13 protein-coding genes are annotated in these 15,650 nt (G+C 71.3%); 4 read left to right on the forward strand and 9 right to left on the reverse strand.

Annotated elements, in window-relative coordinates:
* Positions 1–46: 46 nt before the first annotated feature.
* Positions 47–673, reverse strand: coding sequence for a class I SAM-dependent methyltransferase (locus C6Y14_RS36280; protein WP_107021142.1), 627 nt, complete (start codon positions 671–673; stop codon positions 47–49).
* A gap of 221 nt (positions 674–894) precedes the next feature.
* Here C6Y14_RS36280 and C6Y14_RS45610 point away from each other — a divergent pair, with 221 nt between their 5' ends.
* Positions 895–1,029: a hypothetical protein gene (locus C6Y14_RS45610; protein ID WP_107021143.1), complete on the forward strand. Its 135-nt coding sequence runs from the start codon at positions 895–897 to the stop codon at positions 1,027–1,029.
* A gap of 42 nt (positions 1,030–1,071) precedes the next feature.
* Here C6Y14_RS45610 and C6Y14_RS36290 read toward each other — a convergent pair whose 3' ends face one another.
* Entirely contained in the window at positions 1,072–1,548 is a 477-nt protein-coding gene (locus tag C6Y14_RS36290; RefSeq protein WP_107021144.1) for a GNAT family N-acetyltransferase, read from the reverse strand.
* A 176-nt stretch (positions 1,549–1,724) separates the two neighbouring features.
* Between C6Y14_RS36290 and C6Y14_RS36295 the strand changes: the two genes are divergently transcribed.
* Complete coding sequence (locus C6Y14_RS36295) at positions 1,725–2,780, forward strand: lytic polysaccharide monooxygenase auxiliary activity family 9 protein (protein WP_107021145.1); 1,056 nt, start codon at positions 1,725–1,727, stop codon at positions 2,778–2,780.
* 90 nt (positions 2,781–2,870) lie between these two features.
* Here C6Y14_RS36295 and C6Y14_RS36300 read toward each other — a convergent pair whose 3' ends face one another.
* The 3 genes from C6Y14_RS36300 to C6Y14_RS36315 form a co-directional block, all read right to left on the reverse strand.
* Positions 2,871–3,749, reverse strand: a complete 879-nt coding sequence (locus C6Y14_RS36300; protein ID WP_107021146.1) for an esterase/lipase family protein — start codon at positions 3,747–3,749, stop codon at positions 2,871–2,873.
* Between the two features lie 394 nt (positions 3,750–4,143).
* Positions 4,144–5,118 (reverse strand): DNA polymerase Y family protein, encoded by a 975-nt coding sequence (locus tag C6Y14_RS36310; protein WP_107021147.1) that lies wholly within the window; start codon positions 5,116–5,118, stop codon positions 4,144–4,146.
* Entirely contained in the window at positions 5,115–8,756 is a 3,642-nt protein-coding gene (locus C6Y14_RS36315; RefSeq protein WP_107021227.1) for a DNA polymerase III subunit alpha, read from the reverse strand. The genes C6Y14_RS36310 and C6Y14_RS36315 overlap by 4 nt, the downstream gene beginning before the upstream one ends.
* Before the next feature lie 165 nt (positions 8,757–8,921).
* Here C6Y14_RS36315 and C6Y14_RS36320 point away from each other — a divergent pair, with 165 nt between their 5' ends.
* Positions 8,922–9,959 carry an ABC transporter permease gene (locus C6Y14_RS36320; protein WP_107021148.1) on the forward strand — a complete coding sequence of 346 codons (1,038 nt, stop codon included), beginning with the start codon at positions 8,922–8,924 and terminating at the stop codon, positions 9,957–9,959.
* Between the two features lie 222 nt (positions 9,960–10,181).
* Here the strand turns inward: C6Y14_RS36320 and C6Y14_RS36325 are convergent, their stop codons facing one another.
* A complete protein-coding gene (locus C6Y14_RS36325; RefSeq protein ID WP_107021149.1) occupies positions 10,182–11,264 on the reverse strand; it encodes a S1 family peptidase in 1,083 nt (360 codons plus the stop codon).
* A gap of 286 nt (positions 11,265–11,550) precedes the next feature.
* Complete coding sequence (locus C6Y14_RS36330) at positions 11,551–12,615, reverse strand: slipin family protein (RefSeq protein ID WP_199854986.1); 1,065 nt, start codon at positions 12,613–12,615, stop codon at positions 11,551–11,553.
* Positions 12,616–12,704: 89 nt separating this feature from the next.
* Between C6Y14_RS36330 and C6Y14_RS36335 the strand changes: the two genes are divergently transcribed.
* Positions 12,705–13,586, forward strand: coding sequence for an alpha/beta fold hydrolase (locus tag C6Y14_RS36335; protein ID WP_107021150.1), 882 nt, complete (start codon positions 12,705–12,707; stop codon positions 13,584–13,586).
* A gap of 122 nt (positions 13,587–13,708) precedes the next feature.
* Here the strand turns inward: C6Y14_RS36335 and C6Y14_RS36340 are convergent, their stop codons facing one another.
* Positions 13,709–14,611 carry a S1 family peptidase gene (locus tag C6Y14_RS36340; RefSeq protein ID WP_107021151.1) on the reverse strand — a complete coding sequence of 301 codons (903 nt, stop codon included), beginning with the start codon at positions 14,609–14,611 and terminating at the stop codon, positions 13,709–13,711.
* A 251-nt stretch (positions 14,612–14,862) separates the two neighbouring features.
* The gene (locus tag C6Y14_RS36345; protein WP_107021152.1) at positions 14,863–15,648 is read right to left on the reverse strand and encodes a DUF1684 domain-containing protein; all 786 of its coding nucleotides are present in this window, start codon (positions 15,646–15,648) and stop codon (positions 14,863–14,865) included.
* Positions 15,649–15,650 lie beyond the last annotated feature (2 nt).

Below are 15,650 nucleotides of genomic sequence, written 5' to 3' on the forward strand. Positions count from 1 at the left end.
CGCATCCTTGTAGCCCCGCAGCTCCGTAGCCCCGCGGCCCGCCCCTTCACGGCACAGCGATCACCGCATACCGCTCGTCCCCCACCTCCCGGCCCCACAGCAGGGAGTCGTCCGACAGCCGCTCCACGCGCACGTCCTCCGCGAGGGGCGCGAGCAGAGCCGTCAGCCGGTCGGCGGATATGCCGACCGGGCTCACCGTCCCCCACACGCCCTCGACGAGGACGAGCCGTCCGCCGGGGCGCAGCAGCCCGCGCCAGAGCCGCAGGACGCGGCCGGGCTCGGGCAGCGTCCACAGCACATGGCGGACGAGGACGGCATCGAACCGCTGCTCCCCGACGGGCGGGGCCGCCGCGTCACCGACGAGGAACGCGGCGTCGCGCCCGGCCAGTTTGGCGCGGGCCAGGCCGACCATGCGAGGTGAGAGGTCGATGCCGGTGACCCGGTGCCGCGCCTCGGACGCGAGGAGCGACAGGCTGCCCGTGCCGCACCCCAGATCGAGCACATCGGAGGGGCCGCGGGGCAGCCAGCCGCGCAGTCTGGCCGCCCATGCCTCGCGCACGGCGGGATCCCGCAGCCCGTGGTCCGGCTCGTCGTCGAAGGTGTCGGCCGCCACGTCCCAGTCGACGCCGGACCGTTCTCCACCAGTGCTGTTGCCAATGCTGTCACTCGTCATGCACCCAGAGTGGCACCCGCCACTGACAACGGGCCGACGCCCTGTTCGGGCCCCACTCGGACCCATCCTTCGTACAAACCGACAAGATGTCCGACATGTGGACTCATTGATGAAACGTGACACCCGCCACTGACAAGCGGCCACCGATGAGTCACCCTCCCGGAAATGGTCTGACTCCGTGAGAACGCGGTACTCGGCAGACCAGCCGCAGGGAGGCCCCTATGCGCCGCATGACCATGCAGAAGCCCCTGAAGAAGTCGGACTCCCGTCGTGTACGGGAGGAAGCCGACCAGCGCCCGGCGGAGCGCCCGGAGGTCCGGAAGGACATCCATCGCACCTGGTGGCCGGACGGGTGAGCGCCCCGGCACGGAACGCCCCCCGGGCCAGGGCGGACGCGGTCAGATCGCGAGCCGCTTGCGGTAGTGGAGCCGGTCGTAGGGGCCGTCCACGCGACGCTCGACGAGTTCGTACCCGTACCGGGGGTAGAGCCGCCGGTTCTCCCACATCAGCGCGTTCGTGTAGAGCCTGACCTCGGCCAGTCCCAGCGCCCGTGCGTGCGCGTCCACGAAGGTGAGCAGTCGCCGCCCGACGCCCTGACCATGGGCGTCCGGGTGGACGGCGACGCTGTCGAGGAACAGATGGTCCTCGTGCGCCTCGACCACCACGAGCCCGGCCACCGGCTCCCCCGTGACGAACACATGCCCCGCGGCGATCCCGGCCGCGTGGTCCGCCCGCACGGGCTGTGGCACGACCCCGATCCGCTCGACGTACGGGCGGTACGCCGCATCGGTCACGGCCCGCACGGCGGCCGCGTCGGCGAGGACGGCCGGCCGGATCGATCCCCGGACCCCCGACTCGCGCGCACTGTCTGCCATGCCCGTAACGGTACCTACCTGAGCCCAGTCTCAGCACTCCCTTAACGGCACCATAAGGATCGCCTCCACCCGCTCCCAGCAGGCGATTTTGCGGTTTCGAGGGGCTAGCTTGCTGATCGCCCCAGGCATCACAGGCACCCCCGGCACCCCCCAGATCCGTTTCGAGGAGTACCCCCATGCCCGCTCGCCACCAGGCAGCCGCCGCCCGCCTCGCCACCGTCTTCGCGGTCGGCGTCGCCCCGCTCGCCCTGACCGCGCTCGCCGCTGCTCCCGCCGTCGCCCACGGCTCGATGACGGACCCGGTGAGCCGGGTCGCGGGCTGCTTCGCGGAGGGTCCGGAGAACCCGAAGTCCGCCGCCTGCAAGGCGGCGGTCGCGGCCGGCGGCACGCAGGCCCTCTACGACTGGAACGGCGTCAACATCGCCAACGCCGCCGGGAAGTCCAAGCAGATCATCCCCGACGGGAAGCTGTGCAGCGCGGCCAACGACAAGTTCAAGGGGCTCGACCTGGCCCGCGCCGACTGGCCCGCCACGCAGCTGACCTCAGGCAACCGCACCTTCCGTTACAAGGGCACCGCCCCGCACAAGGGGTCGTTCGAGCTGTACGTCACCAAGGACGGGTACGACCCGACGAAGCCGCTGAAGTGGTCGGACCTGGAGTCGAAGCCGTTCCTCAAGGTCACCGACCCGAAGCTGGAGAACGGCGACTACGTCTTCAGCGGGGTCGTCCCGGTCAAGTCGGGCCGCCACCTCATCTACTCGATCTGGCAGCGCTCCGATTCCCCCGAGGCCTTCTACACCTGCTCGGACGTCGTCTTCGGTGAGGGCGGCGCGGGTGCGGAGGCCTCCGCGGCCCCGGCCGCGTCGGCGCCGTCCGACGAGGAGATCGCGGACGGCGCGGACGAGTCGTCCGTGGAACACGGCGGGCACGGCGACGACGACCCGAAGACCCAGGCGTCGGTCACGGCCGCCGCGGGCACGAAGTCGGACTCGGACTCCGGGACCGACGCGGGCGGCGACTCCGGGGCCGAGGCCGAGGAGACGGCCGGAGCGGCCGAGGCCGCCGACGGGTCCGGGGGCGGCGCCGAACCCGCCGGTGCGTCGGCGAACCTCGCCGAGACCGGGGGGTCCGACTCGACCGCGTACCTCGCGGTGGGTGGGGCGGCTGCGCTGGCGGTCGGCGCGGCGGCGATGTTCGCATCCGTCCGCCGCAGGGCCGGCTTCCGCCGGTAGGTAGGGACCGTGGGGGGTTCGGCTGTACGGGAACTGCGGGTCCGGCCGTGGCTGGTCGCGCAGTTCCCCGCGCCCCTTGCGGGGCTCGGGTCAGCTGATTGCTGACAGGCAGGTTGTGGGGGTGGCTCGGGGCGGGTCCAGGGCGTTGGCCACCTCGTGGAAGGCGATGCGGTCGATGAGGCCGATCGCCGCGTGCTCGGAGAGGTCGAGCGCGCACAGGTCCTGGATCAGGATGTTGCGTACGTTCGGGCCGTCGAGGAACTGCGAGCGGTACGGCGTGACGACCTCGTCGTACCGGGTGGCGATGACCGTGTAGCGGACGCCCGGCACGGTGTCGCCGCCCGCGTTGAGCCGGGTGAGGAACGCGGAGCCCGCCACCTGGTCGGCGAGGGCCGGGGTGGCCGCCGAGAGCACCTCGCTCGCGCCGGGGAAGTGCGTGACCAGCTTGGCCAGTCCGTTCAGGGTGGTGCCGTGGTTGTCGGGGGCGATACCGACGAGGGCGTTCACCTTGGCGGCGCCGCCGAGGAACTTCAGGTAGTGGCGAGGCATCATGCCGCCCTGCGAGTGGCCGACGAGGTCCGCCTTCGCCGCCCCGGTCGCGGCCAGCACCTTGTCGACGAAGGTCTTCAGCTGCTCCGCCGACTTGTCGATGGGGCCGAGCCCGTGGACGAGCGGGACGCCGGGGAGCTGCCCGTAGTCGAGGGCGTAGACGCAGTAGTCGCGGGCGACCAGGTAGGGCGCGAGGCCCAGCCAGTTGTCGACGGAGTTGGCGAACGTGCCGTGGACGAGGACGACGGGGCGCGGGTGGGCGGCGGACGGCTTGCAGGAGTAGTCGTTCCAGCCCCTGCTGGTCGCGGTCGCGGCCCGGTCGGTGGCGGCGGCGGTGGCCGTGGTGGCGGGGACGATCGTGACCACTGCGGTCAGCAGCAGCGCCGACAGGGGTCTGAGCAGGTGCTTCCAGGGCAGCATCGGGTGATCTCCTTGCGGCTCAAGGGAGTGACGAGGCCATACGCCCTGTGATCCGGATCACGAGGATGCTGTTCTTTTTTCAAGTTACGAGCGAGTAGTAAATGTGTGAAGTTACGCGTCAGTAAAAACTTCCAGTGGTAGCCGGGAACACTGACACGTGCCGTTGAACCGTCACCAGGCGGGCCTGATGGGACCGTAGGACGCAATGCGCGGCAAATGCTCACGCAACGCCCGGATTTCACCCTCCCCGGTTAGTTCGACCCACGCCCGAACGGCCCTGAGGCACCGACCGGGGCCGCCCGAAGGGCGCCCCGTCAGGGGCGCGGGGAACTGCGCGGCCCACCCCCACAGACCCGCACCCGACACACGCCCTCTCCCGCGGAGCACAGCGCGGCTACGCCGCCAGCGCACCCGGCACCACCGCCCCCGCCCCGAACTTCGCCCGCACCCGGTCCGCCACCTCCTCAAGACGGCGCACCTTCTCGTCCACCGGGTCGAACGTGAGCTGGTGGGAGGCCTGTTCGGCGGGGTCGAGCCCCTCGGCCCGCAGCGCCACGCCACGGACCCGGGCCCGTTGCAGACCGAGCGCCTCGTACATGCGGTACGCGGCATCGGTGAGCGCGGAGGAGTGGGCGGTCGGCTCGGGGAGCGTACGGCTGCGGGTCGTCGACGAGCGGTCGGCGTAGCGGACGGTGAGGGTGAGCGTGCGGCACACCTTCTCCAGGGCGCGCAGCCGCGAGCCCAGCTCCCCGGCGGCGGAGAGCAGCGCGCGCCGATGCTGCGCGGGGTCCAACTCGTCGCGGGGGAAAGGCCGTTCGGCGGCGAGCGACCGGGAGATGGAGTTGGGCACGACCCTGCCGCGGTCGATGCCCTGCGCCATCTCGTGCAGTGCGCGGCCGGTACGGGCACCGGTGAGCCGTTGCAGGGTGGACAGCGGCGCGGCGGCCACCTTGCCGATGCTGTCGAGGCCGTACTCGCACAGGGTGCGGGCGGTGGCCGTACCGACTCCGGGCAGCGCCCGCACGGGCCGCTCCGCCAGGAACTCCGTGAGGGCGCGGGGGCCTTCCGGGACCACCCGGATCTCCCCGGGGGCGGCTTCCCGCAGGGCCATCCGCGCGAACATCGGGCCCGGCCCGGCCCCGATCGCGCAGTCGACGCCGTGCCAGGCGAGCGCCCGTACCCGGATCAGCGAGGCCAGTTCCACGACGTCCCGCCGGAAGTACCGCTCGGCGCCCCGCAGATCGGCCAGCGCCCCGTCGGGTGGCAGCGCCTCGACGACGGGGGTGAACTCCTCCACCGTGCCGAGCAGCCCGGGCAGGGCGGCCTCGTACATCGGCGGCAGCTGGAAACGTACGCAGAGGATGGTCATCCCGCACTCCCCGGGCTCTGGTGCCACAGTTTCTTTCCGCTCGCGGACCCCTCGCCCGCCGGGCGCAGATCCGCCCACGGATGCATTTCGTATCCCGTGGGCAACTGGATTCGACGGCCGCCCGTCGAATCCCCCGAACCCCGGGAACCGGCCCCGGCCCCGACCCCGGCCTCTTCAGCCCCTCCCCGGGGCCCTCCCTCGGACCCTCCCCCCAGCTCTCCCTGCGGCTCGGCCAGTCTCATCGCCACTCCGTCCAGCCCTTCCTCGTGCCGCAGTTCCGCCAGGTCGGCGAGGTTCCAGGCGGCGGCCCCGACGATGCTGAGGCTGCGTGGGCCGCGCCGCTGCACCACGCCGCGTACGAGCAGGAGCCAGGAGTGGAAGACGGTGTGCGCGCACGTGTCGTGGGAGTCGTCGAAGAAGGCGAGGTCGAGCAGGCCCGTACCGTCGTCCAGGGTGGTGAAGATGACCCGCTTGCCGGAGCGGATCGGCGGTGTCTGGGTGGCCGCCTTGGCGCCCGCGACCAGCACCGTCTCGCCGTGCTCGGCCGCCCGCAGCCGGCGTGCCGTGACGACGCCCAGTTCGTCCAGGAACTTTCGGTGATCGTCCATCAGATTGCGTGAGGCGTCCATGGAGAGCACGCCCAGTTCGGCGCTGAGCCGTTCCGCCGAGGAGAGGTCCGGCAGCCCGGCCGACGCGGTCTCCTGCCCTCCGGTCAGCGGGAGTTGGGAACCCCCGGCACCGCCGACGCCGCGTGCGCCCCGGTGCAGCTCGGTCAAGTGCAGTTGCAGATCACGGCGGTTGGCGCCGAAGGTGTCCAACGCGCCCACCTGCGCGAGCCGTCCGGCCAGCGGGCGGCTCGGCCGGGCCCGTTCCCAGAAGTCGAGCAGCGAGGCGTACGGCTGCCCCTGCTCGATCCGGACCGCCTCGGCCTCGCTGATCCCGTGCACGTCGGAGAGCGCGAGCCGCACCCCCCAGGTTCCCCCCGAGCCCCGCGATCCTTCGGGTGGTCCAGACACCGGTCCGGACGCTGATCCAGACACCGGCCCGGACACCGATCCGGACACCAGTTCGATACTGTGTGCGACCGACGACCGGTTCACGTCCAGCGGCAGGATCGGCACCCCCCGCCGTCGCGCGTCCGCGAGCAGCAGCCGCTTCGGGTACATCCCGGGATCGTGGGTGAGCAGCCCGGCGTAGAAGGCGGCCGGGTGGTGCGCCTTCAGCCACGCCGACTGATAGGTCGGCACGGCGAACGCGACCGCGTGCGCCTTGCAGAAGCCGTACGCCCCGAAGGCCTCGACGATCTCCCAGGTACGGGCGATCGTCTGCGCGTCGTACCCCCGCGAGGCCGCGTGCTGCGCGAACCAGAAGCGGATCCGCCCCTGCGACTCGGGGTCGGAGAGCCCGCGCCGCACCCGGTCCGCCTCGCCCCGTCCGCAGCCGGTCATGATGTCGACGATGTCGATGACCTGCTCATGGAAGACCACGACCCCGTACGTGCCCTTCAGTGGCTTCTCCAGATCGGGGTGCGGGTAGCGGACCGGCGCCCGGCCGTGCCGTGCCTCGATGAACGGGCGCACCATGTCGGCCGCGACCGGTCCGGGGCGGAAGAGGGAGATGTCGACGACGAGGTCGTGGAAGGTCGAGGGCTGGAGCCTGCCGACCAGGTCCCGCTGACCCGGCGACTCGATCTGGAAGCAGCCCAGCGTCTCCGTCGACCGGATGAGCCGGTACGTCTCCGGGTCGCCCTCCTCGACGGCGACGGCGTCCAGGTCGACCTGGTCGCCCGTCGCCCGCTCCACCTCGGCCACGGCGTGCGCCATCGCGGACTGCATCCGCACCCCCAGCACATCGAGTTTGAGCAGCCCGAGGTCCTCGACGTCCTCCTTGTCGAACTGCGACATGGGGAGCCCTTCGCCACTGGTCGGCACGACCGGCGTACGGGCGAGGAGCGAGGCGTCGGACAGGAGGACCCCGCACGGGTGCATGGCGACTCCGCGCGGCAGGGCGTCCAGTGACTCCACCAGTTCCCACAACCGCCCGTACTTCGAACCTTTCCGCGCGGACTCCTCGGCCAGGGCACGGAGTTCGGGCAGTTCCGCCAGCGCGGCGCGGGCGTCGCGGGCGCGGATGTGCGGGAAGGACTTGGCGATACGGTCGATGTCGGCCGGGTCCATGGAGAGGGCCGCGCCGACGTCCCGTACCGCGTGGCGCACCCGGTACGTCTCCGGCATCGCCACCGTCGCGACCCGCTCGGTGCCGAACCGGCCGATGATCGCGCGGTAGACCTCGATACGGCGCGCGGACTCCACGTCGATGTCGATGTCGGGCAGGACCGCGCGGCGCTTGGACAGGAAGCGTTCCATCAGCAGTCCGTGTTCGACGGGGTCGGCGTGCGCGATGCCGATGAGGTGGTTGACGAGCGAGCCCGCCCCGGAGCCGCGCGCGGCGACCCGGATGCCCATCCCCTTCACGTCGTCCACCACCTGAGAGACCGTCAGGAAGTAGGAGGCGAAGTGGTGGTGGGCGATGATGTCCAGCTCTCGGTGCATCCGGTCCCAGTACTCACGCGCCTTGGAGGAGCGGTCGTACCCGAGGCGCATCATCCCCGCCGCCGCCCGGGAGGCCAGTACGCGCTGCGCGCTGCGGCGCCCGGCGCCGACGAGGTGCGCCTCCGGGAAGTGCACGGCGCCGATCCCGAGATCGTCCTCCGGGTCGACCCGGCACTCGTCGGCGGCGGCCCGGGTCTGTTCGAGCAGCCGGTAGGCGGTGTCGCGGCGGTAGCCGGCGGCCTCGACGACCCGTTCGGCGGCGGCGAGCATGGCCCCCTCGCCCTTGAGCCAGGCCTCTCCGCTGTCCAGTTCCTTGCGGGGGTCGACGGGGACCAGCCGGCGGGCGGCGTCCAGTACGTCGGCGACCGGGCCCATGCCGGGGTCGGCGTACCGGACGGCGTTGGTGAGCACCGGGCGCACCCGCTGCTCGGCGGCGAAGCCGACGGTACGGGCGGCAAGGCGCAGGGAGCCGGGTCCGGTGCCCTCGCGTCCGTGCCAGACCGCTTCCAGGCGCAGCGCGTCGCCGTACACCTCCCGCCAGGGCGCGAGCAGTCTCGCCGCCCGGTCGGGCCGTCCGGCGGTGAGCGCGCGGCCGACGTCGGAGGCCGGGCCGAGCAGCACGGTCAGCCCCTCGGCGTGGTTCTCGGCCCGGGGCAGCAGCGGCTGCCCCTCGCCCGCATGGGCCGCAGTAACGATCCTGCAGAGATCGGCCCAGCCCTTCGCACCGTCCCGGGCGAGGAAGGTCACGCGCGGTGTCGACTCGTCGATGAAGGCACCGCCCCGCACGGGGGTTCGGCGCCGCTCACTCCGTACGGACTCTGCGGCAGCCCTTCCGACGGGCCCTCCGGTGAATCCTCCGGCGGGCTCTTCGACCGCGAGGTCGACCCCGAACAGCGGGCGCACGCCCACACCCTGCGCGGCGCAGGCCTTCGCGAAGCGGACCGCGCCCGCGACGGTGTCCCGGTCGGTGAGCGCCAGCGCGTCCATGCCCCGCTCGGAGGCGCGCTCGGCGAGGCGCTCCGGGTGGGAGCCCCCGTACCGCAGGGAGTATCCGGAGGCGGTGTGCAGATGCGTGAAGCCGGACACGCGCACCTCCACCACCAGGGGCTTTCACTCGGCCCTCGAACATTAGTTCCCAAGTTCCTCACCTCCACCATAGACCATTCCCAGGTCGCGCATCGAACATCTGTACGACATCCGTTCGGACCCGTCCCACCTGCGGAAACGTCACGGCACCCGGACCGTGGGGACATGTCACGGACAGCAGAGGCCCCGCCGAAGTCCTTCCTCTCCGAGGTCAAGGACGCGGTCACCCCGCGGGCCACGCTGCTCGTCATCGGCGTGGTCGCCCTGCAGCTGCTCTTCATCGCCTCCTACGTGGGGGCGCTGCACCATCCGAAGCCGAAGGACGTGGCGTTCGGAGTGGTCGCGCCGGGCGCCGCGGCGGGGCAGACGGTGGCCCGGCTCGAAAAACTCCCCGGCGGCCCCCTGGACCCCCGGACGCTCACCGACGAGAAGACGGCCCGCGAACAGATCGCGAACCGTGACATCGACGGCGCCCTGCTCGTCGACCCGAACGGCACCACCGACACCCTGCTGGTCGCCTCCGGCGGCGGCAAGACCCTGTCGAACGCCCTGATCGCGCTCACCACCGAGCTGGAGAAGGACCAGGGGCGCACGGTACGGACCGTCGACGTGGTCCCTGCCGACGCCCAGGACGCCAACGGACTGACCCCCTTCTACCTGGTCGTCGGCTGGTGCGTGGGCGGCTATCTGTGCGCGTCGGCGCTGGCGATCAGCGCGGGGGCGCGGCCGGCCAATCCGCGGCGCGCGGTGATCCGGCTCGCCGCGATGGCCCTGGTCTCGATCGTCGGCGGACTCGGCGGGGCGGTCATCGTCGGACCGGTCCTGGGCGCCCTGCCGGGAAGCGTGGCGGCCCTCTGGGGACTCGGCGCGCTCATCACCTTCGCGGTGGGCGCCGCCACGCTGGCGCTCCAGTGCGTCTTCGGGATCGTCGGCATCGGAGTGGCGGTCCTGCTGGTGGTGATCCTGGGCAACCCGAGCGCGGGCGGCGCCCTCCCCCCGCCGATGCTCCCCCCGTTCTGGAAGGCGATCGGCCCCGCGCTCCCCCCGGGCGCCGGCACCTGGGCGGCCCGCTCGATCGCCTACTTCAAGTCCAACGACATCACCACCTCCATGCTGGTACTGGCGGCATGGGCGGCCTTGGGCACAGCAATCACCCTGGCTGCGGGCTCACGTAACAGACAGGCTCCGCCCCAAGGCCTTTAGGGGCGCGGGGAACGGCGCAATCTTTCGGGCGCGCCCCCACCGGACCCACACCCTCCAGCCGGCCAAGGCGCACGCGAAGCGGCGCCTCCAGGGGCGCGGGGAACGGCGCAATCTCTTGGGCGCGCCCCACCGAACCCGCACCCTCCGGACAACGCGCCGGCCCCGCCCCCACCAGGCAGGTGGGAACGGGGCCGGCGCACACCCGGCAGGACGGCGGAGCCGTCAGCCGATCTGCGTACCCGTGGCGGACAACGCCTCGGTCACCGGCTGGAAGAACGTCTCCCCACCGGAGGTGCAGTCACCACTGCCACCGGACGTGAGTCCGATCGCGCTGCTCCCCGAGAACAGCGACCCACCACTGTCCCCCGGCTCCGCGCAGACATCGGTCTGGATGAGCCCGTTGACGATGTCGCCGTTGCCGTAGTTCACGGTCGCGTCAAGACCGGTCACCGACCCGTCGTGCACCTGGGTCGTGGACCCGCTCCGGGTGACCTCCATCCCGACAGTCGCCTCCGCGGCGCCCGATATCTGCTGAGCGGAGCCGTTGTAGAGGTTCACCTCGCTCGGGTGGTCCACGTCCGCGGTGTACTTCACCAGGCCGTAGTCGTTGTCGGGGAAGCTGGAGTCCGCGTTCTCGCCGATCTCCGTGCCGGAGGAGTCCGACCAGTTGGTGATCCCTTCGGTGCAGTGCCCGGCGGTGAGGAAGAACGGCTCGCCGCCCTTGACCACGTTGAAGCCGAGCGAGCAGCGGCCGCTGCCACCGGTGATGGCGTCACCGCCGGCCACGAAGGTCCTGAACTCCCCCTTCGTGCGCTTGAGTTCGGTCGTGCCGCCGAGCCCGTCGACGACCTTGGTCAGCTTGGTCAGCTCGGCACCGGTGACCGTACGGTCCGCGGTGACGACGACCTTGTTGGTCGCGGGGTCGAGCGCCCACGAGGTGCCGGGGATGGTCGCGTCCTGCTTCAGCGTCGTACGGGCGCTCTTCAGGTCGGCGAGGGAGTTCTCGACGACTCTCGCCCTGGCGCCCGCCGACTCGACGGTCTCGGCCGCGGCCGCGTCCAGCACGTTCACGACAAGGCTCTTGGCCTTCGCGTCGTAGTACGTTCCCGCGGCGTCGCCGCCGAGGTCCTTGCCGAGCGTCGAGGCGAGCTTTCCGGCCGCCGTGACCGAGAGGACCTTCGGCTCGGGAGCGGGCGCGTTCTCACTCGCGTTCGCACTCTGCAAGGTGACTCCGCCCGCGACGAGTGCGGCGATGCCCGCGCCGGCCGCGACGGCCCGTCGCCTGGATATGCGTCGGTGCTTCAACTCGTGTCCTCCTGTGGGGGGTCGGACGCGGCGGTTGTGGGGACCATCGCGACCGAAAGGTGTGTGGCAAGGGTGACGACTCATGAAAAAAGCCGCGTCCATGCCAACGGACACCGCCCACTATTCCGAGGCCGCACCGGGGCACACAAGGTCGACTTCAGGACGCGCGCACCACAACCGACGTGCGCCCCCGCACGGTTGACGCGCGTTGACAAGAACGCCGTCACACCACGTCGATCCCCATTGCAAATACTACGAGCGAGTAACCAACGCCCCTCTGTGAGGTCTAGTCCTGTCCGGATTTCGACCCTCGGGAGTCCGGATCCAGCGGTGTCTCGACGGGCGGGAGTTGCTCCTGCATCGATTGCTGCCACTGGGTCAGCAACTGCTGCGCCTGAGCCGCCAGCTCCAGCGGCCGGTCCGCGGTGCCGTCCGAGGTCTGGCCCGAAGCCCCGTCGAGGGCCTGCCGCGATTCGGCCGGCTCCTGCGGTGACTGCTGTGCCTGCGGCGCTTGCGGTGGCCGCGGCGCCTGCTGGGACTGCACGTGAGCCGTCCCCGGATGCGCCGGGTGTGCCGGATGCGGGCCGTGCCCCGGCTGGGCCCGCTCAAGGAACCGCAGCAGCTCGACCGGGAAGGGCAGCACGAGCGTGGAGTTCTTCTCCGCCGCGACCGCCACCACGGTCTGCAGCAGCCGCAGCTGGAGCGCGGCGGGCTGCTCCGACATCACTCCGGCGGCCTCCGCCAGCTTCTTGGAGGCCTGCAGTTCGGCGTCCGCGTTGATGACCCGGGCCCGCCGCTCACGGTCGGCCTCCGCCTGGCGCGCCATCGACCGCTTCATCGTCTCCGGCAGCGACACGTCCTTGATCTCGACCCGGTCGATGGAGACGCCCCACTCCACGGCCGGGCTGTCGATCATCAGCTCCAGGCCCTGGTTCAGCTTCTCGCGGTTGGAGAGCAGATCGTCCAGCTCGCTCTTGCCGATGATCGAACGCAGCGAGGTCTGCGCCATCTGCGAGACCGCGAACCGGTAGTCCTCGACCTTGATGACCGCGTCGGCGGCGGACACCACCTTGAAGTAGACGACGGCGTCCACCCTGACCGTGACGTTGTCCCGGGTGATCCCCTCCTGCGCGGGCACCGGCATCGTCACGATCTGCATATTGACCTTCTGCAGCCGGTCCACGAAGGGCATGATCATGGTGAAGCCCGGACCGCGTATCCCCGATCGCAGCTTTCCGAGCCGGAGCACCACTCCGCGCTCGTATTGTTTGACGACTCGGGCCGCCGCCATCCCGTACACCGCTCCGACGGACGCGAGTGCCACTCCCGCCGTCACCAGCTCCTCGACCATGACGACCCCCAGGGTCCGTAACGGGCGCAAAAGGTGTGTACTTCGACGGTAACTCCGGCGCGCGGACGAAGGGGAGATGGAGGACAGCGGTGCCTGGCGGGATACGGATGCGGGACGGACGGCGGCTGGCGTTCGAGGAATGGGGCGACCCTCAGGGGACGCCGGTGGTGCTGCTGCACGGCACACCGGGCTGCCGGACGGGGGTGGTGCCGCAGGACATGATCGAAGCACGCCCCGGCGTACGGTTCATCGCGTACGACCGCCCCGGGTACGGGGATTCGGACCGCGGCCCCGGTCGCCGGGTGGCCCAGGCTGCACGGGACGTGGCCGCGCTGGCCGACGCACTCGAACTGGGTCCGTTCGCGGTGCTGGGCCGGGCGGGCGGTGCCCCGCACGCGCTGGCCTGTGCGGCGCTGCTGCCGACCCGGGTACGGCGGGCCGCCGCGCTGGCGAGCCTCGCGCCGCCCTCCAGCGAGGGGCTGAACTGGTTCGAGGGGATGGCGGAGTCCCACGTCGAGGAGTTCACCCGGGCGCTGACCGACCCCGTGGACTTCTCGGAGCGGCTCGCCTCGCGGGCCGCCGAGATCCGCACGGACCCGGCGCAGCTCCTCGCGTCGATCCGGGACGGCCTCACCGAGTCCGACCGGCGGATCGTGTCCACTCCGGCCGTGAGCGACATGCTGTTGCGCAACTACCGTGCGGCGCTGCGCACTTCGGCGTACGGCTGGCTCGACGACAATCTCGCGCTGCTGAGCCACTGGGGCTTCGACCCGGCGCGCATCACCCGGCCCGTGCTGCTGTGGCACGGCGCCGAGGACACCTTCTCCCCGGTGGGCCATTTCGAGTGGCTGGCCCGGAACATCCCCCGCGCCCGCCCCGTCCTGGACCCCAAGGGGGGCCACTTCTCGGCGCTGGAAGCCCTCCCCGACGTACTGGACTGGCTGTGCGCCACCCCTAGGAGCGACGGCTGAGCCGGCGCGGGCCACGCAGGGCAGGGCAAGGGACGAGCCCCCGCACCGCGAACGGTGTGCGGGGGCTCGTCTGCTGCTGGCTGCAGGTCGGGCCGTACGGATGCTGCTTCGGTGCGGGCCGGTCAGAAAACGCTGACGCCGTAGGCGCTCAGGGCCTCGGTGACCGGCTGGAAGAACGTGGTGCCGCCGGAGGTGCAGTTGCCGCTGCCGCCGGAGGTCAGACCGTAGGCGACACCGTTGCTGCCGTAGAGCGGACCGCCGGAGTCGCCGGGCTCGGCGCAGACCGTGGTCTGGATCATGCCGTAGACGACGTCGCCGCCACCGTAGTTGACGGTCGCGTTCAGGGCGGTGACCCGTCCGGTGCGCGTACCGGTGGTGGAGCCGGTGCGGATGACGTTGGTGCCCACGCTCGGGGTGGCCGCGCTGGTGATGTCGACGCTGCCGGCGGTGCCGTCCTTGGCGATCGTGGTGTTCGAGTAACGCACCAGCCCGTAGTCGTTCGTCGGGAAGCTGGACCCGGCTGTCGGCCCGAGGACCGTGGTGCGACCGGAGTTGGAGTACCAGGTGCCCGCACCGTCGGTGCAGTGTCCGGCGGTCACGAAGTAGTTCGTGCTGCCACTGCGGACGTTGAAGCCGAGAGAACAACGCCAGCTGGTCGCGTAGATGGCGTCGCCACCCTTGATCAGCTTGTTGATCTTGCCGGGGGTGCTCTTGATCTGCAGGGCTCCGGCGTTGGCGCCCGCGGCCTGCTTGATCTTCGCGATCTCCGCCTTGGAGACAGTGCTGTCGACCGTGACGACGACCTTGCCGGTCTTGGCGTCGGTCGCCCAGGCGGTACCCGGCACATCGGCCTTGAGCACCGCGGAGTTGGCGCTCTTCAGCTGGGTCGTGCTGAACGTCGATGCGTCGCTCGCGTTCGCCGCGGGGACGGTGAACGCGGCCGCGGCCACGAGTCCGGTGCTCACGGCGATCAGCCGGGTCCGTCTCGCTATGCCACTACGGGGGGTGGTGCGCTTGGTCCTCACTGTTCGTTCCCTCCAAAGGGAAGTCGGGGGCCCGCGTGGGGTCGGGGCCCGTGAGGCGCACGCCAGAGGCAGAGTGTCCGGATTCCGGATACGCCGTGCCCCTGACAAGGCGCTGGGGGGAGTATTTGGCCGCGCACCCGAACGACGCAAGGGCGCCTTTCGGCCGTACGGCGTTCAACATACGTATGTCCCACGGGTGTTGATCTCTTCGGCGCCGATATATGGGTCGCGTACGGATCGGGCTGAGCGCGTCACCGGAGCAGATTGCGCTCTCCGGCCGCAATCTCCGCGCCCAGGGTATTCCCCGGCGGCGGGAATGGGCAGATGAAGTGGTCCGCGAATGCGCACGGTGGGAGCAGGGCCCGGTTGAAGTCCACCGTCGTGCGCCCCCTGGCGTCGGGCGCCGCAGGTCGCAGGAACCGGAAGCGGTAACTGCCGTGCCCGCTGGTGGAATCGCCGAAGACGGCCCACAGCGAACCGTCCTCCTGGACCGTCACCTGCAGCGTCAGCTCCCGGCCGTCCAGAGTGAAGGCGAGTTCCCCGCCGAGCCCGAGCCCCCGCTCGCGCCCGTCGGCGTTCCCCACGCGCACGGTCCGTCTCTCCCCGTACGGCGTGAAGCGCCCCGGCACCGACCAGCGCGGGTCGTACGAGGTGGCGTCGATGCCGCGGAACGCCTGCCGGGCAGGTGAGGCGGGGTCGAAGTCGCGTACGCCCCAGACACCCTCGCGTACGAGGACGACGAACCGGCGCTCCCCGTACGCGACCCGGGCTTCGCCCGCCGGACCGAGGTCGGCCACCAGCCTGACCTGGCCGTTCAGGGGCCGTCCGGCCACCAGGACGCCCTCGGACTCCCCCGCCGCGAGCAGCACCGCGCCCCCGTCGAGGGTCCAGCGGCCGGGCATGTCCGGAATTCGTCCCTCCGGATGATCTTCGATCCAGTGCGTTCCGCGGAGCGCGAGGGGCCCGTGGGGCGCGGAGACCGTCAGGGTGCGCTGCTCGTGCCAGTGCTTCCAGTCCTCCGCCGCGTCCGTCGTCATGC

The organism is Streptomyces dioscori, assembly GCF_003024195.1.
In the GTDB taxonomy this organism is placed as follows: domain Bacteria; phylum Actinomycetota; class Actinomycetes; order Streptomycetales; family Streptomycetaceae; genus Streptomyces; species Streptomyces dioscori.